At 61.0% G+C, this 24,615-nt stretch carries 25 protein-coding genes and 1 tRNA gene; 11 read left to right on the top strand and 15 right to left on the bottom strand.

Translation table 11 applies throughout. The features are described 5' to 3' along the window. Positions 1-51: 51 nt before the first annotated feature. The 13 genes from tilS to secA all read right to left on the bottom strand — a co-directional run bounded on the left by tilS (position 52) and on the right by secA (position 13,000). Positions 52-1,413, bottom strand: coding sequence for a tRNA lysidine(34) synthetase TilS (gene tilS, locus ACSYTG_RS00275; RefSeq protein ID WP_489783466.1), 1,362 nt, complete (start codon positions 1,411-1,413; stop codon positions 52-54). Continuing rightward, positions 1,400-2,248 carry a tol-pal system YbgF family protein gene (locus ACSYTG_RS00270; RefSeq protein ID WP_408744338.1) on the bottom strand — a complete coding sequence of 283 codons (849 nt, stop codon included), beginning with the start codon at positions 2,246-2,248 and terminating at the stop codon, positions 1,400-1,402. Before ACSYTG_RS00270 ends, tilS begins: the two co-directional genes overlap by 14 nt. Before the next feature lie 146 nt (positions 2,249-2,394). Further along, complete coding sequence (pal, locus tag ACSYTG_RS00265) at positions 2,395-2,868, bottom strand: peptidoglycan-associated lipoprotein Pal (RefSeq protein WP_086647072.1); 474 nt, start codon at positions 2,866-2,868, stop codon at positions 2,395-2,397. 319 nt (positions 2,869-3,187) lie between these two features. Next, the gene (gene tolB, locus ACSYTG_RS00260) at positions 3,188-4,552 is read right to left on the bottom strand and encodes a Tol-Pal system beta propeller repeat protein TolB (RefSeq protein WP_086647073.1); all 1,365 of its coding nucleotides are present in this window, start codon (positions 4,550-4,552) and stop codon (positions 3,188-3,190) included. A gap of 25 nt (positions 4,553-4,577) precedes the next feature. Beyond that, a complete protein-coding gene (locus ACSYTG_RS00255; RefSeq protein ID WP_253529078.1) occupies positions 4,578-5,585 on the bottom strand; it encodes an energy transducer TonB in 1,008 nt (335 codons plus the stop codon). 32 nt (positions 5,586-5,617) lie between these two features. Next, positions 5,618-6,049, bottom strand: coding sequence for a protein TolR (gene tolR, locus ACSYTG_RS00250; protein WP_086646555.1), 432 nt, complete (start codon positions 6,047-6,049; stop codon positions 5,618-5,620). Between the two features lie 2 nt (positions 6,050-6,051). Next, positions 6,052-6,792, bottom strand: a complete 741-nt coding sequence (tolQ, locus tag ACSYTG_RS00245; RefSeq protein WP_025826892.1) for a protein TolQ — start codon at positions 6,790-6,792, stop codon at positions 6,052-6,054. 97 nt (positions 6,793-6,889) lie between these two features. Beyond that, entirely contained in the window at positions 6,890-7,303 is a 414-nt protein-coding gene (ybgC, locus tag ACSYTG_RS00240) for a tol-pal system-associated acyl-CoA thioesterase (RefSeq protein ID WP_086646554.1), read from the bottom strand. Beyond that, the gene (gene ruvB / locus ACSYTG_RS00235; protein ID WP_086646553.1) at positions 7,300-8,376 is read right to left on the bottom strand and encodes a Holliday junction branch migration DNA helicase RuvB; all 1,077 of its coding nucleotides are present in this window, start codon (positions 8,374-8,376) and stop codon (positions 7,300-7,302) included. Before ruvB ends, ybgC begins: the two co-directional genes overlap by 4 nt. Beyond that, positions 8,373-8,981, bottom strand: coding sequence for a Holliday junction branch migration protein RuvA (gene ruvA, locus ACSYTG_RS00230; RefSeq protein WP_489783461.1), 609 nt, complete (start codon positions 8,979-8,981; stop codon positions 8,373-8,375). The genes ruvB and ruvA overlap by 4 nt, the downstream gene beginning before the upstream one ends. Then, on the bottom strand, positions 8,978-9,484 hold the full coding sequence (gene ruvC, locus ACSYTG_RS00225; protein ID WP_086646551.1) for a crossover junction endodeoxyribonuclease RuvC: 507 nt from the start codon (positions 9,482-9,484) through the stop codon (positions 8,978-8,980). Before ruvC ends, ruvA begins: the two co-directional genes overlap by 4 nt. 2 nt (positions 9,485-9,486) lie before the next feature. Further along, positions 9,487-10,236: a YebC/PmpR family DNA-binding transcriptional regulator gene (locus ACSYTG_RS00220; RefSeq protein WP_086646550.1), complete on the bottom strand. Its 750-nt coding sequence runs from the start codon at positions 10,234-10,236 to the stop codon at positions 9,487-9,489. 40 nt (positions 10,237-10,276) lie between these two features. Continuing rightward, positions 10,277-13,000, bottom strand: a complete 2,724-nt coding sequence (secA, locus tag ACSYTG_RS00215; protein ID WP_086646549.1) for a preprotein translocase subunit SecA — start codon at positions 12,998-13,000, stop codon at positions 10,277-10,279. Positions 13,001-13,245: 245 nt separating this feature from the next. On the opposite strand from secA, the gene ACSYTG_RS00210 reads away from it, so the two are divergent. The 5 genes from ACSYTG_RS00210 to ACSYTG_RS00190 all read left to right on the top strand — a co-directional run bounded on the left by ACSYTG_RS00210 (position 13,246) and on the right by ACSYTG_RS00190 (position 19,607). Further along, positions 13,246-14,157 carry a peptidylprolyl isomerase gene (locus ACSYTG_RS00210; RefSeq protein WP_086646548.1) on the top strand — a complete coding sequence of 304 codons (912 nt, stop codon included), beginning with the start codon at positions 13,246-13,248 and terminating at the stop codon, positions 14,155-14,157. 84 nt (positions 14,158-14,241) lie between these two features. Further along, a complete protein-coding gene (argJ, locus tag ACSYTG_RS00205; RefSeq protein ID WP_095349476.1) occupies positions 14,242-15,489 on the top strand; it encodes a bifunctional glutamate N-acetyltransferase/amino-acid acetyltransferase ArgJ in 1,248 nt (415 codons plus the stop codon). Positions 15,490-15,545: 56 nt separating this feature from the next. After that, entirely contained in the window at positions 15,546-16,205 is a 660-nt protein-coding gene (locus tag ACSYTG_RS00200; protein ID WP_086646546.1) for an RDD family protein, read from the top strand. A gap of 135 nt (positions 16,206-16,340) precedes the next feature. Continuing rightward, the gene (locus tag ACSYTG_RS00195; protein WP_489783458.1) at positions 16,341-18,842 is read left to right on the top strand and encodes a mechanosensitive ion channel domain-containing protein; all 2,502 of its coding nucleotides are present in this window, start codon (positions 16,341-16,343) and stop codon (positions 18,840-18,842) included. A gap of 12 nt (positions 18,843-18,854) precedes the next feature. Then, positions 18,855-19,607: a 2OG-Fe dioxygenase family protein gene (locus ACSYTG_RS00190; protein WP_086646544.1), complete on the top strand. Its 753-nt coding sequence runs from the start codon at positions 18,855-18,857 to the stop codon at positions 19,605-19,607. 30 nt (positions 19,608-19,637) lie between these two features. Here the strand turns inward: ACSYTG_RS00190 and ACSYTG_RS00185 are convergent, their stop codons facing one another. Continuing rightward, a complete protein-coding gene (locus tag ACSYTG_RS00185; protein ID WP_489783456.1) occupies positions 19,638-19,979 on the bottom strand; it encodes a hypothetical protein in 342 nt (113 codons plus the stop codon). 174 nt (positions 19,980-20,153) lie between these two features. Here ACSYTG_RS00185 and ACSYTG_RS00180 point away from each other — a divergent pair, with 174 nt between their 5' ends. After that, on the top strand, positions 20,154-20,567 hold the full coding sequence (locus ACSYTG_RS00180) for a hypothetical protein (protein WP_086646542.1): 414 nt from the start codon (positions 20,154-20,156) through the stop codon (positions 20,565-20,567). Between the two features lie 68 nt (positions 20,568-20,635). Here ACSYTG_RS00180 and ACSYTG_RS00175 read toward each other — a convergent pair whose 3' ends face one another. Continuing rightward, on the bottom strand, positions 20,636-21,562 hold the full coding sequence (locus ACSYTG_RS00175) for a DnaJ C-terminal domain-containing protein (protein ID WP_095349480.1): 927 nt from the start codon (positions 21,560-21,562) through the stop codon (positions 20,636-20,638). A gap of 421 nt (positions 21,563-21,983) precedes the next feature. Between ACSYTG_RS00175 and ACSYTG_RS00170 the strand changes: the two genes are divergently transcribed. The 5 genes from ACSYTG_RS00170 (at position 21,984) to ACSYTG_RS00150 (ending at position 24,527) form a co-directional block, all read left to right on the top strand. Further along, positions 21,984-22,274, top strand: a complete 291-nt coding sequence (locus tag ACSYTG_RS00170; RefSeq protein WP_086646540.1) for an accessory factor UbiK family protein — start codon at positions 21,984-21,986, stop codon at positions 22,272-22,274. Between the two features lie 60 nt (positions 22,275-22,334). Beyond that, complete coding sequence (locus ACSYTG_RS00165) at positions 22,335-22,835, top strand: type III secretion system chaperone family protein (RefSeq protein WP_086646539.1); 501 nt, start codon at positions 22,335-22,337, stop codon at positions 22,833-22,835. 2 nt (positions 22,836-22,837) lie between these two features. Further along, complete coding sequence (gene proC, locus ACSYTG_RS00160; RefSeq protein ID WP_489783454.1) at positions 22,838-23,659, top strand: pyrroline-5-carboxylate reductase; 822 nt, start codon at positions 22,838-22,840, stop codon at positions 23,657-23,659. 64 nt (positions 23,660-23,723) lie between these two features. Further along, positions 23,724-24,383 (top strand): TetR family transcriptional regulator, encoded by a 660-nt coding sequence (locus ACSYTG_RS00155; protein ID WP_489783452.1) that lies wholly within the window; start codon positions 23,724-23,726, stop codon positions 24,381-24,383. 69 nt (positions 24,384-24,452) lie between these two features. Continuing rightward, positions 24,453-24,527: transfer RNA gene (locus tag ACSYTG_RS00150), tRNA-Gln, on the top strand. Positions 24,528-24,615: the final 88 nt, after the last annotated feature.

Genomic DNA, 24,615 nt, shown 5'->3' with positions numbered 1-24,615 from the left:
GGGGAAAAAAGCAACCTTTGCTCTTATAAATGGGATGCCTGAACCGTTTTCCTAGCCCACGGGCCCCACATAGTCCTTGTTGTGTACTTTTTTGCACCCGTACACACCCATTCCCGTTACGGGAACAGGCGGTCTGAACTCAAAAAAAACATCTGCCCAGTCTGCCGTGCTGCACCACCCCAGATGCGGCACCGCAACCCGCTGCCCCTGCCACCACAAGGCGGGCAGCCCGGCACAGAACAGGGCTGGCCACCCGGCACGGACCTTGCGCGCCAGCCCGTAACCGGCAGCCCCCACATATACCCCGCAACGCAGCAGGGCAGAAGGGGCGCGCAACACAAAGCGGCCATCCCATACAACGCCGGGGCTGGCCGCTACCGGCGCGCTCACGCCAGCGAGCTCCCGGATGAGAAACCACTCATCGCGCCATCTGGCAAGCTGGGTGCCAGCCAGTGTGCCCGCTCCCCCGTTTTTGCACAGCCGCGCTACGGCAGCCGGAGCAGGGGGGTACTGCTGCGCACCAACCGTGCGGATCAGCCCCGACAAAGTAGCCGCTTCGGGCAGGTTTTGCCCAAGCCCAACCCACCCATGGGGGTAAAATGCGCAGGTCTGCGCCAGTGCCATGGCCTGCACCCTCTCACGCGCCATGCGCTGCGCGCCTGCATCCATGGCAAGGCACCAGAACTGCTCGGACAGGCCATTGTCCTGCAAGGCAAAGCGGACCCGCACACGCTCGGCACGCAGGTCCTGATTAGACGGGTCATCCACCCAGGCCAGCCCGGCCGCACGCAATGTCTGGCGCAAGGCCACACGGGAAACGCCCAGTAATGGCCTTACCAGCCGCACATCCAGCGTATGGCTGATCCAGCCCATGGCTGCCAGCCCATCCGGCCCGCTCCCCGCGTTAGAGCGCATCCATGCGGTTTCGGCTTGATCATCCGCCTGATGGCCCAGGAGTAAGTCCACACAGCCAGCCTGCTGGCAGGCCTGCACCATGCGCGCATAACGGGCCTTGCGCGCCCGTGCGGCCATGGCAGGGCCTTTGGTCAGGTCGGTCAGGGTTATCAGGCGGGCGGGCACGTCCATGGCGTGCAGGCGCTCCACCGTAAGCCGGGCCTCTGCCCCGGATTCGGGGCGTAACCCGTGGTCCACCACAAGGGCCAGCAGATTGCGCCGCCAGCGCCGGGCCAGCCATGCCAGCGCCAGACTGTCCCCCCCACCAGAAACAGCCAGTGCAACCGGGGGGCTCCCCGGTGCATCCGCACCCCACGGGCCAAGGGTGTCCAGCAATGCCGCAAACCATTGCGGCGGAACCGGCTGGTCAGAAAAAACCGGGCGCTGTTCAAACCGGACCGGCAATCCCCCTACCCCCGATAACCCGAGGGTACGTGCTGGAGCATTAGTTACAGCCACCCTTACGCCCGTATATTTCCGCCGCATGGGCCACGCGGGGTGCGGGGGACGGGAACTCGTTATTCAGCTTGCCCAGTGCTTCACACGCGGATTTTTTGTCCCCCAGCGCCAGAAGCGAGGCCGTTACACCCAGCAGGGCATCAGGGGCCCGAGCGCTTTTGGGTGACTGACGATACGCATCGTAATACGCCACGGCAGACTGCCGATACTGCTTTTGCCCGGCAAGGGACTGGGCCAGCAGGAACTGCGCATCCACCTTGAATGCCCCCTTGGCACTTTTAAGGGCGGCCTCGGCATTGTCATGCGCGGTATCGTAATCCCGCTTTTGCAGGGCCGCCTTGCCCGCGCTCAGCAGGGCATCGGGCGTGGTGGGGCGCGCCGCAGGCTCTGCAGAGGCTGCGGCTGCCGGGGCTGCACTGCCCCCTGCCCCAGCCTGCGCGGCAAACTGGCTATCCGCCACCTGCTTGGACAGGGCTGCTGTTTTTTGCTGGAGGTCATTGGTCAACTGGTCAATTTCGCCACGCATGTCGCGCTGCTGCTGTTCCAGCGTGCTGACCCGCTCCAGCAACTGGGAGACCAGATCCCCATTCACAGCCGATGCCCCACCAGCAGAGGCAGATGGGGGGGGAAGTGCCCCGCCCTCGCTCTGGGAGGCCTGCATCTGGCTCATGGCCTGTTTGAGGGCAAGAATCTGGTCCTGAAGGGCAATGCCTTCCCGGCTGGTAACATCCTGTGCATGGCCCATGGGGCTGGTTGTGCCCATAAGCACGGCCACCAGGCCCGAAAGCACCAGACCATGGCGGACAACGCGTACTGCTTTAACCCGGGACTTCATTGAAAACCTCACCCCATCGATAAGAAACGGGCAAGGATTCCATCATTCCGTCCCGCAAAACAAGACACGAAATACAAAACAGGCCGGGCTTTGGGGCCCGGCCTGTTCCGTTTAATCAGTCAGATTTCAGATAATGTCTGAAAATCTTACTTCACAGCCGTAATGGCGTTACGGTTCTGTGCCCATGCTTCTTCGGTGTCGCCCAGAGCGGTGGGGCGGTCTTTACCGTAGGAGATGGTGGAGATGCGCGAAGAGGTCACGCCTTTTGCCACCAGGTAGTCACGAGCGGCGTTTGCACGGCGCTGACCCAGAGCAATGTTGTATTCTTCGGTGCCGCGGTCATCGCAGTTGCCTGCAACTTCAACGTTCACCTGCGGATACTTTGCAAGCCAGTCAGCCTGCTTCTGCAGGGTGGTCTTGGCGTCTGCGCTCAGGCCGCTCTTGTTCAGGTCATAGAATACGCGGTCCCCCACGTTGGCGACCAGATCAGCTTCGCTGCCCGGCACCGGGCCAGACGGCTGAACAGCCGCGCCGGTGGAAGCACCCGTGTTTGCATTTTCGTGCGCACAGGCTGACAGAAGAGCAACCATACCAAGCGCAGCAACAACTTTCAGTCTCATGTGTCGGATCCTGAGAATTAGCCTTAGGGCTATTCGGAGAAAAAGAAGTTAATAACCTTGTATCTCCGCGTATTCTTCTGCTCCCCTCCGAACCCTTCGAAGAGCCGACGAATTTTGGAGACCATTCCGCCGTAAGCCATAGCTTATGCGGCCGGTCAAGCATGTTCTCTGTTTCTCATACCAGCCATACCTTGACTGATACCCAAACAACACACCCCGGCCCCAAGCACAATAACCCTAAATTACGAAATTATAAAGAAAATTAGGGCGGAATTATGAAAACTTCTCCCGCCCCAAAGCCGGGCGGGAGAATAATCCTTCACCCGTTCAGGGGGGACCATGCCGGGTCGGATGCCCCTTCTGGCGTCGGAATAACGCGGTCGTTAAAGCCCGTAATATCGACCATGCCGATAATGGAACTGAATCCGCTCCCACCCGCGCCGGCGCGGCTCTGGCGGCAATAGGCCAGCACACGCCCGTTGGGGCAGAAGCTCGGGCTTTCCACCGTAAAGCCTTCGGTCATGATCCGCTCACCCGTGCCATCAGGCTGCATGACCCCAAGGGAGAACATGCCCCCGGCAATGCGGGTAAAGGCGATCAGGTCCCCACGGGGGGACCATACGGGGGAGCCATAGGTGCCCTGCCCGTAGGAAATGCGCTGCGCGTTCCCCCCACCTGCGGGCATGATGTACAGCTGCGGGCTGCCGCCCCGGTCGGAGTTGAAAACAATCTGCGAGCTGTCCGGGCTGTAGCACGGGCTGGTATCAATCGCGCCCGAAGCCGTAAGCTGCCTGCGCGCGCCCGAGGCCAGATCGACCGAATACAGGTCCGACCCACCATTACGGGTGACGGACAGCAGGACCGAACGCCCATCGGGCGAGAAGCGCGGCGCGAACGAAATCCCCTGAAAATCACCCAGAATCTGCTGCCGACCTGTGTTGAGGTCGAACAGATACACCCGCGGCCGGTTATTGGCGTAGGACATGAAGGCGACCTGATCCTTGGCGGGGCTGAAGCGGGGCGTCAGCGTCAACCAGTTCCCGGCCGTGAGCATGCGGGCATTGGCGCCATCCTGGTCCATAATGGCCAGCCGTGTACGCTGGTGCCCACGTGGACCAGAACGGGAAATAAAGGCGATACGGGTATCAAAATACCCTTTTTCACCCAGCATCCGCTCGTAAATCACATCGCCCACAATATGGGCGATACGCCGCCAGTTGGCGGAAGATGTTGTGTAGGCCGTCCCCTGAATCTGCTGCTGGCTCAGCACGTCCCACAGCCGGATTTCCACCCGCACGGATGCGCCACTCCCCGTAACGCTCCCCGTAACCTGCGCATGCGCGCCAAGGCCCTTGGCGGTGGCAAAATCGGGTTTGGCGGCAGTGGATGAGCCGGGAATAACCTTGAACAGGCCCGTGTTGTTCAGGTCGTTGGTCAGTACCTCGGCCATCTGCTGGCCAAGACCGCCCCCAAAATCGGGGATGATAATGGGGATAGGAGCCGTGCGGGCCTGATCCACCGTAATTTCCGCTTCTGGCGCGGCTGTGGCGGCAAAAGCAGCCAGCGGAGTGGCCAGAATGCCCCCTGCGGCAACGCTTGCGCCAAGCAGGGTACGGCGGCGCAGCGCGCCCACCAGAGCATCTGCTTCCTGATCGGAAATAAGAGGCCGGGTACTCATCAGCATGTGTTTTCCTCCGTGTGGCCTGCTTTTAAGGCCTGAAGACAAATTTGAGTTGCCGGGGCTGCCCAAGAAGCTCCTTGGGAATCGGCAGTTTGGCGCATGTGGGGCTTAACACGGCCGCGCGGGCACGCTCGGCCAGAGCACGGTAGGACGCATCCGCACTCATACGGGCCTGTGTTTCCGGGGCGAACTGCACAATCCGTGCCTCGCCCGTTGCATCCACGGTTACAACCAGATGGGCCACAAAACTGGCATAGTCCTTGGCCGCCGTATCTTCCGAATAGCAACGGCGGACGGATGCCCCAATGGCCTTTTGCTGCCCAACGCTCAGGCTGCCCGTAATGTTACTGCCCACGGGTGATCCACCCCCGTTAGGGGCCCCACCGGCAAGCGGGTTGGCCCGCGCCTTGGGGGCGTGTGTCTGCTTCTGGTCCGAGCGGAAGGTATCCAGCGTTTCCAGCAGCGAATGTGTGTCCGGCTCGCTCTTCTTAGCCTTGTTGGGCTGCGTCAGGTGCGAGGGCACCACCATGTCGGGCAGCGTATCCGTCTGCTGCGTCATGGGGGATGGGGGTGCCACGCTGGTAGACGGCTTGAGCGGCGCCGGGGGGGATGGGGGCGTCTTGACCGCCTCTGGCGAGGGTTCCTCCGCCTTGGGGGGCAGGGGCACGTCCGGCAGCGGTTCAGCCTCCGCCTGGGGCGGGGGCGGCACAGCCTGAGGCGGCGGGGGCGGTGGTGGGGGCTCCTCGTTCGGCACGTCCTTGGGCGGCTCGGGCGTGGGAGGAGCATCCTGCACGGCGGGAGCAGGCGGACGCGGCTCATCTGCAGGCTTTTCAGCCTTGGCAGAGGGGCCTCCATCCTGCGCGTCTGATGGCTCGAACTCCATCTCGACCGTTGGCTGTGGCGGTTCTTCCGGCGGCTTTGGCGGCGGCAGGGAGATCAGCAGTGCCACAAGTGCTGCGATATGCGCCGCACCTGACACATAAAGAGACCGCCTGAGCAAAAGCTGATCAGACCGGCGTGGCCGTGCCATAGGCATCGTGTTCGTACCTCTCCACCCGACCGGATGGCTTATTGCCCGGAGCTGGCGGGTTGCTGCGCCAGCAGAGCCACATGTGTAAATCCACCTGCGGTAATCTGACCCATGACCTGCATGACCTGCCCATAATCAATATGGGCGTCACCACGCACAAAAATGCGGTGCTCGGTGTCATTGTTCGCAGCTGCCTTGAGCTGGGCCACAAGCTGTTCCGCTGTGACCGGCTCATCCCCCAGAAAAAGGGCCCCATCCGCCTTGATGGACACCGTAATCGGCTTTGTATCCGAGTTTACGGGCCGGGCGTCGGTTTTGGGCAGGTCAACATTCACGCCGCTGGTCATCATGGGGGATGTGACCATAAAGATGATCAGCAGCACCAGCATGACATCGACCATGGGCGTTACGTTAATATCGGCCATCGGACGCCTGCGGCGGCGCCCGCTCCCACCAGACGACATAGCCATGCTCAGACCCTTTCTTCAGACTGGCGGGAGAGAATGGCAGCAAACTCGGTGCCGAATCCTTCCAGGCGGTCCTCAAACAGGTCCATGCTGTTACTGATCACGTTATAGGCCACATAGGCGGGTATGGCGGTCAGCAGGCCAATAGCGGTTGCAAACAGCGCCTCGGAAATACCGGGGGCCACAACGCTCAGGTTGGTGTTGTGTTCTGCCGCAATGGAGCTGAAGGAATGCATGATCCCCCACACCGTGCCAAACAGGCCCACAAACGGAGCGACCGGCCCCACGGTTGCCAGAAAGATCACCCAGCGGCGCAGGCGATCCATCTCCCGCGTGATGGTAATGCCAATGGCGCGGTCCACGCGCTCCTTGACCCCGCCACGCACCAGATCCACCCCCGGAATACGGGCTGAACGCCGCCATTCTCCCATGGCTGCGCCAAACACGGCGGCCATCGGGCTTACGGGCTTTGCGCCATCGCTTTCGTACAGGTCATCAAGGCTGCCACCGGACCAGAACCGGTCCTCAAACCCCGAAGCCGCGCGGTTGATCCGCCGGATTGTCACAAACTTGTCGATAATAATGGCCCAGACCATAATGGAGCACAAAAGCAGCCCCAGCATAACCAGCTTGACCACAAGCGAGGCGTTCATAAACAACGCCCAAACCGACAGGTCTCCCGCCGCGCTTACGCCGAGATTTGCCGCATCAACCGCACGATCCAATAATGCCTCCTGCCTCTGCACCCGTTGCGGGCCACCAGTCTCCGACTCGGGCGAGATTCCTCACGGCCCAACACTGCTGCTTCTTACTGTTTTCCGTAAAAAAGCAGAAGAGGCGCTTTTAGTCCTTTGGTGCCAACCGGCTTAGAAGATCATGCCATAAAGGCGGAAATCGGGCAGGACGCCCATCTGCTGCGCGCACACATGCCAGACCTACATCCACCTCGGCCGCAACATCGGCCCCGCGGGTTACAATCTGTTCCAGCCGGCAACTGGCCGCACGCAGGGATGTCAGCCGTGTTGTAACGGTCAGCACATCATCCAGCCGCAGGGGCATGCGGTAGGTCAGTCTGGCGTCACGCACCACAAACACAAGCCCGTAATCATGCAAAAGGCCCGAGGCAGGCATGCCACAGCTACGAATGGCCTCGGTTCTCGCCCGCTCGGCAAACGCCAGATACCGGGCATGGTACACAATGCCCCCTGCATCCGTATCTTCATAATAAACGCGAAAATCTATGGAGTGGCTGCTCATGGAGCTTCCTCATCATCCGCCAGAAAATCCATCTGGGGTCCAGCAGTGTTTTCCGGTCGGGGCGGAGGCGTCAAGCCAAGATGCCGCCAGCCACGCTCGCCCAGCACACGGCCCCGGCTTGTGCGCAGGACCAGCCCTTCCTGAATAAGAAAAGGCTCAATCACATCTTCCAGCGTATCACGCGATTCGGCCAGAGCTGCAGCCAGTGTTTCCACCCCAACGGGGCCACCGTGATGGTACTCTGCTATGCGCCGCAGGTAACGCCGGTCCATGCCGTCCAACCCCAGACCATCCACTTCCAGCCGGGTCAGGGCGGCATCGGCCACATCAACCTCAACCACCTGCCCCTCTGGCACGGAGAGAGAGGCAAAATCACGCACCCTGCGTAGCAGACGCCCTGCAATACGGGGTGTCCCCCGCGAGCGGCGTGCAATTTCCATAGCCCCACCGGCGGACAGGGCAAACCCCAGCTTGTCCGCCCCACGCGCCACAATGCGCGCCAGCTCCTCCGGCGTGTAAAACACCAGACGGAGCGGAATGCCAAAGCGGTCACGCAAAGGTGTCGCCAGCAACCCGGCACGGGTGGTGGCCGCGACCAGCGTAAAGGGGGGCAGGTCAATCCGCACGGAGCGCGCTGCCGGGCCTTCGCCAATAATCAGGTCGAGCTGGAAATCCTCCATGGCAGGGTAGAGAATTTCCTCAATCGCGGGCTGAAGACGATGGATTTCGTCAATAAACAGCACATCCCGCGGTTGCAGGTTGGTCAGAATAGCCGCCAGATCACCCGCACGCTGGATAACGGGACCGGATGTAGCACGGAACCCCACCCCCAGTTCGCGCGCCACAATCTGGGCCAGTGTGGTTTTGCCCAGACCCGGCGGGCCATGCAGCAGAACATGGTCCAGCGCCTCCCCCCGGTTGCGGGCGGCATGAATAAAAACGGACAGGTTTTCGCGGCTGGCCTGCTGCCCCGTAAAATCGGAGAGAGTTTGTGGCCGTAAGGCGGCCTCCCCCACATCCTCCCCTTGCCGGGTCGCGTCAATCTCGCGCTCGGGGGTAAATTCGGGGCTCATCGGGCAAGGTCTTTCAGGCTGTCACGCAGCACCGTGTCCAGCGTGGTTTCAGGCCCACTGGCGTCCATAATGCGGCGCACAACGGGGGCTGCCTCCATGCGCCGGAAGCCCAGACCTGCCAGTGCCATAAGGGCATCGGCCTCTATGCTGCCAACAGGGGTTGCCATGACCGGCACACTAAAACCGCCCTTGCTACCGGGCATTTTGCCTGCCTTGTCGCGCAGTTCAGTCAAAATCCGCTCGGCCAGCCGCGCACCCACACCCGGTGCGCGCATAAGGGTAGCCTTGTCTGCCGTGGTCAGGGCCGCCACCAGATCACTCGCCGAAAGAGCGGACAAAATACCCAGCGCCACCTTGGCCCCAACCCCCTGCACACCCGTAAGCAGGCGGAACCACTCACGCTCCGCACTTTCGGAAAAACCGTAAAGCAGGATCGCATCCTCACGCACCACGGTTTCGATCAGAATCCGGGCCTTTTCAGGCGGGTTGGGCAGGGCTGCCAGAGTGCGGGTGGACGCGGCTACCAGATAGCCCACGCCATTCACATCCACCACGCAACTGCCCAGATCCACCTGAATGACAAGTCCGCATAAAAACGCAATCATGCCATGCGCACTCCGGCTGCAATGTGGCGGGCGCTGGCCCTGTGGTGGGCGTGGCAGATGGCCACGGCCAGCGCATCGGACGCATCCGCCCGTATGACCTCCACCCCCGGCAGGAGCCTGCGCACCATCATTTCCACCTGTTTTTTATCTGCCGAGCCGGTGCCAACCACCGCTTTTTTAACCGCAAGCGCGCCGTATTCGGCCACGCTCAGCCCGGCAAGGGCGGGGGCCAGCAGGGCCACACCACGGGCATAACCCAGCTTGAGCGTAGCAGCCCCGTTGCGGTTGACGTAGGTTTCCTCCACCGCTGCTTCTGCGGGCTGGAGGCGCTCTATCAGCCAATGCAGATTATCGTGCAGGACTTTAAGCCTGTCTGGCACGCTCTCTGCACTATTGGTGGCGATAACGCCATTTTCCACATGCCGGAGCCTGTTGCCCTCAACATCAATCACGCCCCACCCTGTAAAGCGCAGGCCGGGATCAATGCCGAGCAGACGTACCACAATCAGGCCGACAGTTTTTCCGCCAGATCATCCGGCAGGTCAAAATTGGCATAAACGTTCTGGACGTCATCATTGTCTTCCAGAACATCAAGGAACTTGAACAGGCTCCGGGCCTTTTCCTCGTCCAGTGTCACGGTGTTTTCAGGCCGCCAGTCCAGCTTGCCGCTTTCGGCCTCACCAAACCGGGCTTCCAGCCCATCCTTGACCGCAAAGAAGGATTCGACCTCGCACGTAATCTCATGCCCTGCATCGGTCGAAACCACGTTTTCGGCCCCGGCCTCGATAGCCGCTTCGAGCATGTCATCTTCCGAAGCAACGGATGCGGGGTAGGTAATCACGCCCAGCCTGCGGAACATGAAGGAGACGGAATTGGTTTCCCCCATGGAGCCGCCGCTTTTGGAAAACGCCGCGCGCACTTCCGATGCCGTGCGGTTGCGGTTGTCCGTCAGGGCTTCCACAATAACCGCCACACCTGCAGGGCCGTAGCCTTCGTAGCGCATTTCCACGTAGTCATCGCCACCAGCGCCACCCGATGCCTTTTTGATCGCACGCTCAATGGTGTCCTTGGGCATGTTCACATCACGCGCCGCAACAATAGCGGCGCGCAGGCGCGGGTTGGAGTTGGGGTCGGGCAGGCCGGAGCGTGTGGCTACGGTCAGCTCGCGGATAATCTTGCCAAACTGCTTGGCGCGCTTGGCATCCTGCGCACCCTTACGGTGCATAATGTTCTTGAACTGGGAATGACCAGCCATATTCCTTAACCTTACCTGTCCTGCCCCGGGTGGGCCGTGTTCAGCCGAGCTGCCCGTGGCAATGCTTGTATTTTTTGCCCGATCCGCATGGGCATGGCGCGTTGCGGGGGGTTTCTCCCCAGCTGGACGGATCATCCGGCATAATGGCGCTGCCCCCGATGGGCACGGCCATTTCCGGCGCGGCACCCGGCGTAAGCCCGGTACCCGGTTCCGAGGCATACCCTGCAACTTCGGGGTCAGCATGAATGGCCGCCGTGTCTGCAAAGGGGTCTTCCATCGGTGGAGGCGAGACCTCCACATGCGCCATGAGCGATGCTACGCGCTGGCGCATTTCCTCAAGCATGAAGGTAAAGAGCTGGAAGGCTTCATGCTTGTATTCGTTCAGCGGATCTTTCTGCCCGTATGCGCGCAGGCCAATGCCCTGACGGAGCTGGTCCAGCGCGTGCAGGTGCTCTTTCCAGACCGCATCATACGTTGTCAGCAGGATCTGCTTTTCAATAAACCGCATCAGGTCAGGGCCAATATTGGCTGCCCGCGCGGCCTGGGACTGGGTAACCGCCTGGCTGATCCGGTCGGCCACGCCTTCGGCATCCATTCCGTCTTCACGCGCCCAGTCGGCAATTGGCAGGTCAAGGCCAAACGTCTTGTGGACCTGCTGGGTCAGCCCCTCAACATCCCATTGCTCGGCAAAGGATTTTTCGGGGATGTGGCGTGCAACCAGCATATCGGTCACATCGTCCTGCGCATCGGCCACAATTGCGGATACGTCATCCTGCGCCATGAATTCGCGGCGCTGGGCATACACTTCCTTGCGCTGGTCGTTCATCACGTCATCATATTTGAGCGTGTTCTTGCGCATGTCGAAGTTGCGGGCTTCGACCTTTTTCTGCGCCCGTTCCAGCGCCTTGCTCAGCCATGGATGAACAATGGCCTCGCCTTCCTGCATGCCCATCTTCTGGAACATGCTACCCATGCGGTCGGAACCGAAAATCCGCATCAGGTCATCCTGAAGCGAAATAAAGAACTTGGAGTTCCCCGGGTCCCCCTGCCGGCCCGCACGGCCACGCAGCTGGTTGTCGATCCGGCGGCTTTCATGCCGTTCCGTGCCGATGACGTACAGCCCACCGGCCTCACGCACCGTCGCGTGGTCACGGATTACACGGTCGCGGATTTCCTGCTCCGCAGCGGCGCGTTCGGGCGTGTCTTCCATATCGCCAAGCTGCTGGGCGATCAGCATTTCCACATTGCCGCCGAGTTTGATGTCCGTCCCGCGGCCAGCCATGTTGGTGGCAATGGTAATGGACCCCGGTGCGCCAGCCTGCGCCACAATCTTGGCCTCCATCTCATGGAAGCGGGCATTGAGCACGTGGTGGGGAATGTTCTCGCTCTTGAGCAGGGCAGACAGGGCCTCGCTCTTCTCAATCGAGGTGGTGCCGACCAGAATGGGCTGCTGGCGCTGGTGCACCTCGTTGATCAGCTTGACAACGGCGGCAAATTTTTCCGCCTCTGTCAGGTAAACCTCGTCGTCCTCATCCTTGCGGGCTACGGGGCGGTTGGTGGGAATGGCCACCACATCCAGATTATAGATTTCGGCAAATTCATCGGCTTCGGTCATGGCCGTGCCGGTCATGCCCGAAAGACGGGGATAAAGACGGAAGAAGTTCTGGAAGGTAATGGAGGCCAGCGTCTGGTTTTCCTGCTGGACTTCCACGTGTTCCTTGGCTTCGAGTGCCTGGTGCAGACCATCGGAATACCGGCGGCCTTCCATCATGCGGCCGGTAAACTCGTCAATAATCACAACCTTGCCGTCACGTACGATGTAATCCACATCACGCGCAAACAGGGTATGTGCGCGCAGGGACTGCATGACATGGTGCACAACGGCCACGTGGTGCAGGTCGTACAGCCCGCCCTCATCCAGCACGCCTTCTTCACGCAGCAGCAGTTCCACCGCATCCGATCCGGCATCGGTCAGGATGACCGTGCGGAACTTTTCGTCTTTTTCGTATGCGGTTTCGTCCTGCACCAGCCGGGCGACAACGCTATCCACCGAGCGATACAGGTCGGAACTGTCTTCCGCCGGGCCGGAGATAATGAGCGGGGTCCGCGCCTCGTCAATCAGGATCGAGTCCACCTCGTCCACAATGGCGTGGTGGAAGGGCCGCTGAACCATTTCGTTCAGCTGGTACTTCATGTTGTCGCGCAGGTAGTCGAACCCGAACTCGTTGTTCGTGCCGTAGGTAATGTCTGCCGCGTAGGCCTGACGGCGCTGCTCATCAGGCATGTTGGGCACGATAACGCCCGTGGTCAGCCCCAGAAATGTATAGAGCTGCCCCATTTCCGCCGCATCGCGCGAGGCAAGATAATCATTGACCGTGACCACATGCACACCCTTGCCGGAAAGGGCGCTCAGATACACAGCCAGCGTTGCCACCAGCGTTTTTCCTTCCCCCGTGCGCATTTCCGCAATGCGGCCGGAGTGCAGGACCATGCCGCCGATCAGCTGCACGTCAAAATGGCGCATGCCCAGCACGCGGCGCGAGGCCTCACGCGTGACGGCAAAGGCCTCGGGCAGCAGGTCATCCAGCGTGGCACCTTTGGCCAGCCGGTCCCTGAACTCTATGGTTTTGGCTGCCAGGGCAGCATCATCCAGAGCCTGAATCTGAGGCTCCAGTGCGTTAATTTCCGACACACGGCGCTGGAATGCCTTGAGCGTCCGGTCATTGGCTGTGCCGAACAGGGCGCGGACGAAGCGTGAAAGCATGAACACCTTTCCAGAACAGTGCGGCCTTGCCCCCCACCCTCAGTCATCCCGCAAAAATGATGCGGGACAGGGCGAAAGACACAGGCGTTTTGCGTGGCTTGCCCTGCAAAATAGGACCGGGCAGGGGTTCGGTCAACCAAGCTTACCGTCCAGCCCCCATATCCGAACGAAACAGGGGTTGCCGGGGCGGGTAGCCTCCTTCATACATATCGAACTGTTTTTTACCGACTTTAAGGTTTTGTCCTATGCGGTTTATTCCCTACGCGTTCGGGTTGGCAGCTACTGCCCTGCTCGGTTCCTCCATGCTGTGCGCTCCCTCCTTTGCGGCAGCACCAGCTCCGGCGGCCTCCACGGCACCTGCACAGCCCACAGACCCGAACACGGTTGTGGCCACCGTTAATGGTGAAAAAATCACCGTTGCCGATGTGCAGAACGCCATGGGCACCATGCCACCGCAGATGCGCCAGCTCCCCACCACCCTGATCTACCCCATGCTGGTCAACCAGCTGGCAGACCAGAAGGCCATCCTGATTGCAGCGCAGAAGGAAGGGCTGAACAAAAAGCCCGATACCCAGAAGCTGATGCAGACGGCAGCGGACAACGCACTCCAGAACGCATGGCTGTCCCAGCAGGTGATGCCTCACCTGTCTGATGAGTCCATCAAGCAGTATTATAACGAAAACTACGTGGGCAAGCCTGCCGAGCAGGAAGTTCACGCACGCCACATTCTGGTCAAGACCGAAGCCGAAGCCAACGACGTTATCAAGAAGCTGCAAGGTGGCGCGGACTTTGGTAAGCTGGCTGCCGAAGTCTCGACCGACAAGGGCAGTGCCGCCCAGAACGGTGGTGACCTTGGCTGGTTTAAAAAGGGCGACATGATCCCCGCCTTCTCCGATGCAGCCTTTGCCATGAAGAAGGGCGAAATCAGCACCAAACCCGTGCAGAGCCAGTATGGCTTCCACGTTATTCAGGTGCTGGACACACGCACGGACCCGACCCCCACGCTTGACGCCGTGCATGACAAGATCCGTCAGGCCCTGATCCAGAAATACGTGCGTCAGGCCGTGGAAAAAGCCACAGCCGGTGTCAAGATCGTGCGTTTTGACCCCACCACGGGCAAGCCGCTGGCCGATACGCCCGCAGCACCTAAAAAGTAAGATACTCCAACCGACAACAGCCCCGGCCCGCCCCAGAATGTTCTGTGGTGGACCGGGGCTGACATCTACCAAGGATACCGCCAGATGGCGCAGTCTCTCCCCGTTTCTCCCCTTGCCCAGCCAATGCCTGAGCTTGGCATTGTTCGTGGGGTAAGGCTTGGCGCCATTGCGGCAGGTATTCGCTACAAGGGCCGGACCGATCTGGTGCTGGCCGAATTTGCACCCGGCACCACGGTTGCCGGCGTGTTTACCAAATCCAAATGCCCCGGCGCACCAGTGGACTGGTGCCGCGCCATTCTGCCCAGCGGGCAGGCCCGCGCACTGGTGGTCAACGCTGGTAACGCTAACGTGTTCACCGGCCGCGCCGGCCGCCAGACATGCGAGGCCACGGCACAGGCCGCCGCCCAAGTAACAGGCTGCTCGCCCGATGCCGTCTATCTGGCCTCCACCGGGGTTATTGGGGAAATTCTGCCCGCCGAGCGCATTACCACCGCCCTGCCCGCACTGCATGCCGCCCTGTCCGAAACGGGGTGGGAGGCTGCTGCACGCGGGATCATGACCACGGATACCTTCCCCAAGGCCGCCATCCGCAAAACACGGATCAACGGCACGGATGTGGTTATTCAGGGCATGGCCAAAGGCAGTGGCATGGTCGCGCCCGACATGGCCACCATGCTGTCCTTTGTTGCAACGGATGCGGCCCTGCCAGCCTCCGTGCTGCAAACCCTGCTGGGCACCGGGGTTAAAACCACCTTCAACTGCATTACGGTCGATTCCGATACGTCCACATCGGACATGGTTCTGCTGTTTGCTACCGGTGCGGCGGGCAATGCCCCTGTGGCCGACACGGTGGATGCCCTGCACGACCCCGCTCTGGCCGATTTCAGGACCGCCCTGAACGACCTGCTGCGCGAACTGGCCCTGCTGGTCATCCGTGATGGGGAGGGTGCAACCAAGCTCATGACCATTACGGTCAGCGGAGCGGTATCGGACGAATCCGCCTGGCGTGTGGCCATGGCCATTGGCAACTCCCCACTGGTCAAGACCGCCATTGCGGGGGAAGACGCCAACTGGGGCCGTGTGGTCATGGCCGTTGGCAAATGTGGCGAACCTGCCGACCGGGACACGCTGAGCGTATCCATTGGCGGCGTCTGCATTGCCCGGGATGGCACCGTAACCGAAGGGTATGACGAAACACCCGTGGTCGCCCACATGAAGGGGCAGGAAATTGATATTGCAGTTGACCTGGGGCTTGGCCAGGGCACGGCCCGCACATGGAGCTGTGACCTGACACACGGCTATATCGACATCAACGGCTCGTACCGTAGCTGAGTGTTCCGTTTTTTACAGATGACCTGCCTTTTCGCGGCACATCAGGGAGCCTGACCATGGCCAGCATTACGCCTCCGCCCGGCTGGGGCGCAACACCGCAACCCCAACCTGCCGGGTCCGGAGCATGGAACACACCACAGCCGCAGCCCGATGTATGGGTTTATGCAGGGTTCTGGTGGCGTGTCTGGGCATTTTTGATTGATGCGGTCATCCTGAGCACGGCTGAAGGTATTCTCAGCCTGTTTTTTGGCCCCAAAATTAATGTGGACTGGGAAGAACTGCCCATCCCCGATACCTCCAGCCAGACGGTGGATGTGGTGAACATCGCCACAACATCGCTCCCGCATGCAAACCCCATTTCCGTGCTGATCCCGCACCTGCATGCGGGGTCGGAATGGCATACGTTCGGCATTGTGCTCAGTCTGCTGCCCATGGTGTACTGCGTCATGTTCGAAGCCTCCTCGTTCCGGGCAACGCCGGGCAAGCGGCTGTTCGGGCTGGAAGTGGTTACGCTTCAGGGGGAACAGATTTCGCATCCGCGTGCGCTGCTGCGGTTTGTTATCAAGGCATTTCTGTCCTTCCCCCTGCTTTACATCGGGGTGCTGATGGTCGCGTTCACCCAGCGCAAGCAGGGGCTGCATGACATGATGGCGGGCACACTGGTCCTGCGGCACACAAAGCCCGCCCAGATTGCCCCTTTTCCACCCCACAACTAAACCCACCCGCCTGCCCGAATAACAGTTGAACCGGTTGCCGGTCTTGATACCGCCTGATTTGCCTCCTACCCTGCGGGCAATATCAGGCGCGTAGCGCAAAACCCCCAGACCGTTCAGCAAAGGACAGGGCAGGTCATGACCGCACAAAGCCGGGACCGGTTTTTCTTTTTCTCCTGGATTTTCAAAAGTTGCCTTATTCTCCTGCTCGGCTGGGGCCTGCTCCCCACCGCGCGCGCTCTGGCTGACAGCCCTGCCGCCGTGCAGGCAGGCGGGCTGAGCCAGCAGGATGCCCAGCAACTGCTGAACGTGCTGAACGACCCGCAAAAGCGCGCCGAATTTTCCAAAACGCTCTCTCTTATGGCCAAAGGGCTGCCCGCAGCCCCGGCCGGTGCTGCCTCCAAGGCTTCTGCCGCCTCCAGCGCCGCACCTGCGGTCATAGACAATTCCGTGCACTCGGAACTTGATGATCTGGGCAACACGGCCACCGAGTACGTGGACAACTTTACCAGCCTGTTTACCGATCTGGGTTCTGTTGGCACGTGGTTCCGCCATGAGGTGCAGAACCCGCAGTCCCGCCAGTCCCTGCTGGATTCCTTTGGCCGCGCCCTGCTGATTATTGCTCTGGCCCTTGTGGCCGAGCGGGCAACCAGCATTGGCCTGCGCCGGCCTCTGACCTCGGTCAAAAAAATGGCCGAAGCGCGCGAAGCCCGGCAGGCAGAAGCCCAGACCATAAACCGCGACACACCAACCGAAACCGCAGCCGTGGCCGATGCGGACAGCGCCACAGATGCAGACACGACCCAAACGCGCGAAAAAGACCAGCGCCGCGGGAACGAAGTGCTCCGCTACCTTGTACGCATTCCCTACAATGCCATGCACTTCCTGCTCAAACTGCTACCGGTTGGGGTATGCCTGCTGCTTGGCTACCTTGGTGCGGAGTTCCTGACCTCCACCGATCAGGCCCGCACCGTGGCACTGACTCTGGTTAACGCCTACGCCATTGCCCGCGGCCTTTACCTGATTGTTGAGACCGTTCTGGTCCCGCGCTCGCCCGCCATCCGCCTGCTGCCCATGCCAGATGACACGGCCCGGCTGCTGACCCGGTGGTGGAACGTGCTGGTCGCGGCCCCGTCCATTGTGATCTGCCTGTCCATTCTGGGGCGGGAGTTTGATCTGGATACGCGCGGGGTGGAAGCCATGATGCGCGGTGTGGTGCTGATCGAACACCTGCTGATTGCCGCCTTTATCTGGCGTATCCGCCATATTGTGGCCCGCGCACTCCAGCCCTCTCCGGGGCTGCGCAAAAATGCCCTGTGGGCGTTTGCTGGCACGCTGGCCAAGCTGTGGTGGGTGCCGGTTATTTTTCTGGACATGGCATTGTGGTTTGTCTGGGCAGCCCACCTGAAGGGGGGATACCAGTGGATACTGCATGGCACATTGCTGAACTTCCTGTGCCTGATTGTCTCCCGCGTTCTTGCTCTGCTGGTTTACGGGTTGCAGGACCGGCTGTTCCGCGTTGGGCCGGAATTGCAGGCCCAGTACCCTGACCTGCAGAAACGGGCAGATTTTTACTACCCGTTCGTGCGCAAGATCATCACCATTGCCATTATCCTGACCACCGCGATCTGCGTTGCACAAAGCTGGAGCATTCCCACCTTTGACTTCTTCCTCCACTCAGCCCTTGGGCTGCGTCTGGTCGGGGCTGCGGCCTGCCTGCTGATCGGCATGACCATTGCCGCTGTGGCATGGGAGACGGTGAACAGTATCCTGAACAAGCAGATCTCGCGCTATTCGGCCAGTGCGCAGGAGGCACGGGCCGCAAGGCTGCGTACCGTGCTCCCCATTATCCGCACGGTGCTGCTGGCCGTGATCATTATTTTTGTGGCCGTTACCACGCTCTCGCAAATCGGGATCAACGTCACACCGCTGCTTACGGGTGCGGGTATTCTGGGTGTTGGCCTGTCCTTTGGTTCGCAAAGCCTTGTCAAAGACGTGATCACCGGCTTTTTCATGCTGGCAGAGGACGCCATTCAGGTGGGGGACTGGGTTACAACGGGTGGCATTGCCGGTACGGTTGAACATCTTTCCATCCGCACCCTGCGCGTCCGGTCGTTTGACGGGGACCTGCATATTATCCCGTTCTCCTCCGTGACCTCCATTGCCAACACGGCGCGCGGCTTTAACCAGATTATTGTGCGCCAGACGCTGGACCTGAGCGAAGACACGAGCAAGGTCGTCAAGATCATGCAGAAAACCATTGAAGACATGCGCAAGGAAGACACCTTCCGCCCCATGATCTTCTCTGATTATACCGATCTGGGTGTGGATAGCTCGGATGGGAACGGTGCTGTGCTGGTTGGCATCATCAAAACCGCACCGATGATGAAGTGGAAGGTCCAGCGCGAGTTCTACCGCCGTATTGCCCTGCGTATGGCGGCCGCTGGCGTCAAGTTCTACACCCCCACCAGCTACTCCACCACGCCCCCCAACGTGCCCCTGCATATGGCGCTCGACGCCATGCCCCCCATGCCGCAAGGTGGCCCAGCAGCCCCCGCCCCGGCCAGAACCGAGCAACAGCCCGCGCAGCAGCCTACGGCAAACACGCCACCGGCCGCACCGCCCAAAGCCGACGAATAAGAGGCCCATCCCATGTCCGAGCCTATTTTTGCGACCACCCTTGCGGGCACCATTCTCCAGACTCTGGAAACCCCTTTAGCGGAGGATGGCTTTGCCTTCCTTCAGGCGCAGGCCATGCAGACCGCGCTGGAGGCCGAGGGCCTGCAGGGGTGGGAGGATTTTGCCGCAAGCTGGAACGATCTGGGCGTGGACCGCTACATGGCCGATGGCGGGCGCTACCGGCGCAGGCGCTATGCCACGTTCTCGCTGACCCAGGGTGCGATAACGCGCAAACCACACCAGCCCCATTACCAGAGCCGGGATTACAATACCCTTAATGGGGGGGTGGAACGCTGGTTTAAACCCGTACTCCCCGCCCTTGGCGAGCACCCGGCACTCATGGCCATATTGCGGCTGGCCCTGCGCGTGGTAACGGACCTGACCCCCGCAGAGCGCAGGCCCAACGCATGGCACACGGAAATACACCAGTTCCGTATTGAGGCACGGCCCGATGCCGTTGGCCGCCCCACGCCTGAAGGACTGCACCGTGATGGCGTGGACTGGGTTTTTGTGGTGATGGTACGGCGGGAAAACGTGGCGCAGGGGGAAACATCCATCCACGATCTCGGCCACAAACAGGTTGGCAGCTTTACCCTGACCAACCCCATGGACACAGCCGTTGTAAACGACAACAGGGTTTACCACGGCGTAACCCCCGTACAGCCCGTGGACCCCAGCCGCCCGGCTTACCGCGATGTGCTGGTTGTAACCCTCCGCCACGAATAGGCGGAGCAGCGGCCCGGAGCAGGGCCGCTTTTAGTAACCTGCGTAGTAAATTGCGTGCAGCCCAAGGGCTACAAAGCAGACTACAAAAACCATTGCCCCCGCCATCTGGGAAAATTCCTTGAACGTCATGCCCGGATTATGGGCTGGCGGGGCAACAGGGTGCTGGACCGGGGCAGGATTATCCGGCTTGGAGGCCGGCAGCACATGCACCGGCTCGGCCAGTGCCTCGTGCGTTTGCGTGTGCACCGCGGCGTTGCTGGGTGCAGCAGGCTGGGATTCATCCGCCTGTTGTGGGGCCTGTACTACGGGTGCCTGCCCATCGTGCAGAGGAGCGGCCCCGTCAACACGGCCTTGTGTTTCCTGCTCACTCATGATGCTGTTCTCCACGTGGTTGTCATGCAGACCGGAAAAGATCCTGTTTTTTTGGTCCTGTCATGGGGGTTCGTCAAGCAGTTCAGGGTATCTGCCCCACGGTGCCAGCACTGGACGGGACCTGACCAAACACGCCACATAGACCGGACCTGATTTTTTGCTACGGAAGCAGACATGAAACACATTCTTCTTTGTTCCGCCATGCTGGGGCTGGCAGCGGCTCCCGCAATGGCCGCCCCCCATACAGCTACCCCCGCACCCGCAGCCGCCACGGCAGAGGCCACCTACCCCATGGCCACCTTTATGGGTGCCTGGACCGTGCGGGCCGAAGTGCCTGCCTTTACGGTTGCTGGCAACCGGGCCATGGGCCCCGCCGCCCGGCTTTTGGTCAATGTGCCCGAAGTCTATGCCGCCAATATTGGTGAAAGCCGGTTCAGCCTTGCCCAGAAATCCGGTTCATCCTGGTCTGGCACACAGCATGGCACCACCATGACCATGACCCTGATCTCCCCTAACGCAGGGCATATCCTGATCACCAATACCAACGGTCACAAGGTGGACGTTCCCCTGTACCGCAACGACCCCTGAGCCACTGACTGGCCTGCGGGCCAGACAGCCCCCCTCCCGCTCGTTTTAACGCGCAGGAGGGGCACGCATTATGCGTTTACTGCGCTTTCTGGCGTCCAGTCCTTTAGAAAAGCCTCCAGTGCGGCATCGGCCTTGCCAACCTTGACCTCCAGCCGCACGTAAAGATTCCCCGCTTCCTTGCCGCCATGGGCCTGCACACCCTTGCCGCGCAGGCGCAGCACGGTGCCGGTATCGGAGCCTGCGGGTACATTCATTTTAACCGTGCCTGTGGGTGTTGGCACCATAATGGGGCCACCCAGCACTGCGGTTTTCAGGTCCACGGGCAGGGTTTCCCGCAGGTCCGAGCCTTCTCGCGTAAAGGTGGCATCGGGCAGTACGGTCACTGTAATCAGCGCATCCCCTGCGGGGCCACCCTGCACGCCGGGCATGCCCTTGCCACGCAGGCGCAGGACCTTGCCATCCTCCATACCGGGGGGAATACGCACATCCAGCGTTGCGCCATCTGGCAGGTTCACGCGTGACGTAGCGCCATTCACTGCATCCAGAAAACTGACATTCAGCGCAAAGGACCGGTCAGCCCCCTTGCGCGGGCCAGCACGGCGTGCGCGGGCACCTCCGCCAAACATGCCACCGAACAGGTCGCTCAGGTCTTCTTCCTGAAAACCACCCATGCCAGCGCCACCGGGGCGGAACCCGCCTGCACCGCCAAAACCACCCCCAAAGCCGCCGCCGCCAAAACCTCCGGCCCCAAACCCAGGGTGGCGTTCCTGCCCGGAGGCATCAATCTCGCCCCGGTCAAAGCGCGCGCGCTTGTCCGCATCGGACAAAAGGTCATTGGCCTGATTGAGCGCCTTGAACTCCTCCTCGGCCTTTTTATCGCCGGGGTTCAGGTCTGGATGATATTTTTTGGCCAGCTTGCGGTACGCCTTGCGGATGTCATCCTGACTGGCTGTCTTGGCAATACCTAATACTGAATACGGATCGCGATCACTCATGCAGCCGTCCCTTCCCCCATCCTGTTACCATTGTCGGGCTGCATCCTGCGCCGCCCACAGCCAGCCACCGCCCCAAGGCGTGCATTCAGGCGGAGGGTGCAAAAAGCCTCCGCCAAGACTGTTGTCATTATAATTGTGTCTCCATACCACACTGCACGCCTGCCCAAAGTGGGTTGGTTGCGCGCACCGTTTTTGCAACTGTTATCCCTAATAATGGGAACGCGCCCCCAAGCGGTCAATGGAGGGAGAGCGAAAGCCACATGTGCGCCCAACAGATAAACTACACCACAAAAACGGAAACCGGGGCATGGCCTCTGTCCGGCTGAGCCTTTATTCTTTATAAAGTCGGGACCATAAGAGCGCTACGCCAGACAGCCGCAGGCTGTTGGTCGCTCATAACGGATTGATTGGAGACCCCCGCATGGCTGACAAACCGCGCTTTTTTGATGATCTTGCAGGTGTTGCCGGAGGTGCCGTGTCCGCACTGACCGGTGTGCGTGAAGAAATGAACGCCATTGTCCGCAGCCGTGTGGACGAAGTGCTGACCAGCCTGCAGGTTGTCCGCCGTGAAGAATTTGAAGTCATGCGCGAACTGGCCGCACAGGCCCGCATTGGCCAGGAAGAGGCCGAACGCCGCCTGGCCGCACTGGAAGCACGGGTGGAAGCGCTGGAACAGCACCTGACCAGCAGCCACAAGGGCGGCGCACACTAAAAGGCCGCACACGCCCTTTGTCCCGTTTTTGTTTTTGACCGCAGGCACGGGAGTCATGCCATGCCAGCCCTGACAACCGGCTCCACCACCCCACCCACCAACCCGCTGGACCTGATGGAACAGGTCATTGCCGGGCATGGGTGGACCTTTGACCGCTGCACCCCGACCGAAATGGCGGCCGAAGCCCCGGCCAGATGGTGCGACTACGGATTGTTTTTTTCGTGGTCGGCCGAGCTGGGCACCATTCTGTTTACCTGCGCCTTTGACCTGCGCGTAAGCCCGGACATGCGGCTGGCCCTGTACGAGTTGATCGGTCTTGCCAACGAGCAGGTATGGGTCGGCCATTTTAGCGTCGATACGGAAGACGGGGTGCTACTGTTCCGCCACGCCCTGCTCCTGCGTGGTACGGAAACCGCAACCGACATTTTTGAAGACATGATCGACATCGCCCTGACCGAGTGCGAGCGGTTTTATCCGGCCCTGCGCTTTTTCCTGACCGGTGGGCTGAGTGCGGCAGATGCACTGGCTTCGGCCATGCTGGACTGCCATGGAGAGGCATGAATATGACTGAGCATTTTCCCCTTCCCTCCATCCTGCTTGTCGGGTGCGGCAAAATGGGTGGTGCCATGCTTGAAGGCTGGCTCAAGGCCGGGCTGGCCCCCTCCGTCATTATTGACCGCCACCTTGCAGACCTGCCAGCCCCCCACAAGGTGGTGCAGAGCATACAGGATGTTCCCGCCAGCTTTACGCCGGACGTGATTATTGTTGCGGTTAAACCGCAGAAGGCCAACCCCGTGCTGGCCGAACTGGCCCAGCGTTTTGGGCAGGCAACGCTGCTTTCGGTCATGGCGGGGCGTACCATTGCCAGCCTGCACGACACCTATGTGCAGGCCAACCCGCAGGCCAACCCGGTTATTATCCGCTCCATGCCCAACACGCCCTGTGCGCTGGGGGCAGGTATGAGCGGGCTATACGCCCCCCCCAACGCCACAGCGGAACAGAAAGCTTATTGCGATGCCCTGCTTTGTGCTGTGGGGGAAACCGTATGGGTGGCCGAGGAAGGGCTGATCGACTCCGTTGCTGCCATTTCCGGCAGTGGTCCGGCCTATGTATTTTTAATGGCAGAACTGCTGGAAAAAGCAGGCGTGGAGCAGGGTTTGCCCGCCGATGTTGCCCGCAAGCTGGCCCGTGGCACCCTGTATGGCGCAGGCTGCATGCTGCATACTCTACCGACCGATGCCGAAGAACTGCGCCGCAACGTAACCAGCCCCGGCGGCACCACGGCTGAAGCCCTAAAGGTAATGATGGCCCCGCAGGCATGGCCTGCAACCACCTCCGCCGCCATTGCTGCTGCCGTACACCGCGCCAAAGAGCTGGCCAGCTAGCCTGTACTGCTTTGCCAGCACCACTCCGCCAAGCCATTTACCGCTCATGCGACAGGTCTTTGATATGGATAATGACGACTTTGACACAGCCCTTGTCTCGGCTGCCCTAACACTGGCTCAGGACCGGGGCTGGAGCTCCGTAACCGTGCTGGCTGCGGCGCGCGAGGCAGGGCTGCCCCTGCCTGAAGCTCGGCGGCGCTTCCCTCTCAAGGCCAGTATCCTGCTCCGTCTTGGCCGCCTGGCCGATGATGTGGCCCTGGCGGACGACATGCTCTGCGGCGCTGTGCGCGAGCGGCTGTTTGACCTGCTTATGCGCAGGCTGGATGTGTTCCAGCAGTACCGCGGTGGATTGCAGTCCGTTTTGCGCACCCTGCCCATGGACCCGGCCCTGACCCTGCTGCTCGGGGGCGCTACGGTGGAGAGCATGCGCTGGATAGCCGATGCCGCAGGCGTAAACGCCAATGGCGTGCTTGGCTTTGTGCGCGTGAACATGCTGGTGGCCGTATGGACCCACACCCTGCGCGTCTGGGAAAAAGACGAAAGCCCCGACATGGGCAGCACCATGGCAGCTCTGGATCAGGCACTGGACAAGGCCGGGCGCTTTGGCCTGTTCCCCACCGGCGCAGATGCAGATACCCAGCCGGACGGACTGGCTGACCTGGACGATGTGGCCGACATGGATGCAGGCTTTACGCAGGACACAATATCCGCCCCGCGCGACTAATTTTGCGACAACCGGCCTTTACGACCGAACCCTGTTTAGCTTAAAAGAGGCGCAGGCAGTTCAGGCCATTGGGGCGTAGCCAAGCGGTAAGGCAGCGGATTTTGATTCCGCCATGCGGAGGTTCGAATCCTCCCGCCCCAGCCAGAACCTGTTTTTCCCCTCCGATAAATCATACGGTTGCGGCTTCTCCCGGTCTTGTGGGAGGGTGCGATGGTCTTACTGTTCCACCATC

Source organism: Acetobacter sp. ESL1128 (assembly GCF_058505085.1).
This window is presented reverse-complemented; position numbering and strand designations above follow the sequence as displayed.

Coding starts and splice junctions, on each gene's coding strand:
- ruvA (WP_489783461.1), bottom strand. CDS start 8,981: ATGATTGCGTTTTTATGCGGACTTGTCATTCAGGTGGATCTGGGCAGT.
- ACSYTG_RS00185 (WP_489783456.1), bottom strand. CDS start 19,979: ATGAGTGAGCAGGAAACACAAGGCCGTGTTGACGGGGCCGCTCCTCTG.
- ACSYTG_RS00190 (WP_086646544.1), top strand. CDS start 18,855: ATGTCCGAGCCTATTTTTGCGACCACCCTTGCGGGCACCATTCTCCAG.
- ACSYTG_RS00165 (WP_086646539.1), top strand. CDS start 22,335: ATGCCAGCCCTGACAACCGGCTCCACCACCCCACCCACCAACCCGCTG.
- ACSYTG_RS00200 (WP_086646546.1), top strand. CDS start 15,546: ATGGCCAGCATTACGCCTCCGCCCGGCTGGGGCGCAACACCGCAACCC.
- ACSYTG_RS00195 (WP_489783458.1), top strand. CDS start 16,341: ATGACCGCACAAAGCCGGGACCGGTTTTTCTTTTTCTCCTGGATTTTC.
- ACSYTG_RS00155 (WP_489783452.1), top strand. CDS start 23,724: ATGGATAATGACGACTTTGACACAGCCCTTGTCTCGGCTGCCCTAACA.
- ACSYTG_RS00270 (WP_408744338.1), bottom strand. CDS start 2,248: ATGAAGTCCCGGGTTAAAGCAGTACGCGTTGTCCGCCATGGTCTGGTG.
- ruvB (WP_086646553.1), bottom strand. CDS start 8,376: ATGAGCCCCGAATTTACCCCCGAGCGCGAGATTGACGCGACCCGGCAA.
- ACSYTG_RS00170 (WP_086646540.1), top strand. CDS start 21,984: ATGGCTGACAAACCGCGCTTTTTTGATGATCTTGCAGGTGTTGCCGGA.
- tolR (WP_086646555.1), bottom strand. CDS start 6,049: ATGGCTATGTCGTCTGGTGGGAGCGGGCGCCGCCGCAGGCGTCCGATG.
- argJ (WP_095349476.1), top strand. CDS start 14,242: ATGGCGCAGTCTCTCCCCGTTTCTCCCCTTGCCCAGCCAATGCCTGAG.
- ACSYTG_RS00210 (WP_086646548.1), top strand. CDS start 13,246: ATGCGGTTTATTCCCTACGCGTTCGGGTTGGCAGCTACTGCCCTGCTC.
- ybgC (WP_086646554.1), bottom strand. CDS start 7,303: ATGAGCAGCCACTCCATAGATTTTCGCGTTTATTATGAAGATACGGAT.
- secA (WP_086646549.1), bottom strand. CDS start 13,000: ATGCTTTCACGCTTCGTCCGCGCCCTGTTCGGCACAGCCAATGACCGG.
- ACSYTG_RS00175 (WP_095349480.1), bottom strand. CDS start 21,562: ATGAGTGATCGCGATCCGTATTCAGTATTAGGTATTGCCAAGACAGCC.
- ACSYTG_RS00255 (WP_253529078.1), bottom strand. CDS start 5,585: ATGCCTATGGCACGGCCACGCCGGTCTGATCAGCTTTTGCTCAGGCGG.
- ACSYTG_RS00180 (WP_086646542.1), top strand. CDS start 20,154: ATGAAACACATTCTTCTTTGTTCCGCCATGCTGGGGCTGGCAGCGGCT.
- pal (WP_086647072.1), bottom strand. CDS start 2,868: ATGAGACTGAAAGTTGTTGCTGCGCTTGGTATGGTTGCTCTTCTGTCA.
- tolB (WP_086647073.1), bottom strand. CDS start 4,552: ATGCTGATGAGTACCCGGCCTCTTATTTCCGATCAGGAAGCAGATGCT.
- ACSYTG_RS00220 (WP_086646550.1), bottom strand. CDS start 10,236: ATGGCTGGTCATTCCCAGTTCAAGAACATTATGCACCGTAAGGGTGCG.
- proC (WP_489783454.1), top strand. CDS start 22,838: ATGACTGAGCATTTTCCCCTTCCCTCCATCCTGCTTGTCGGGTGCGGC.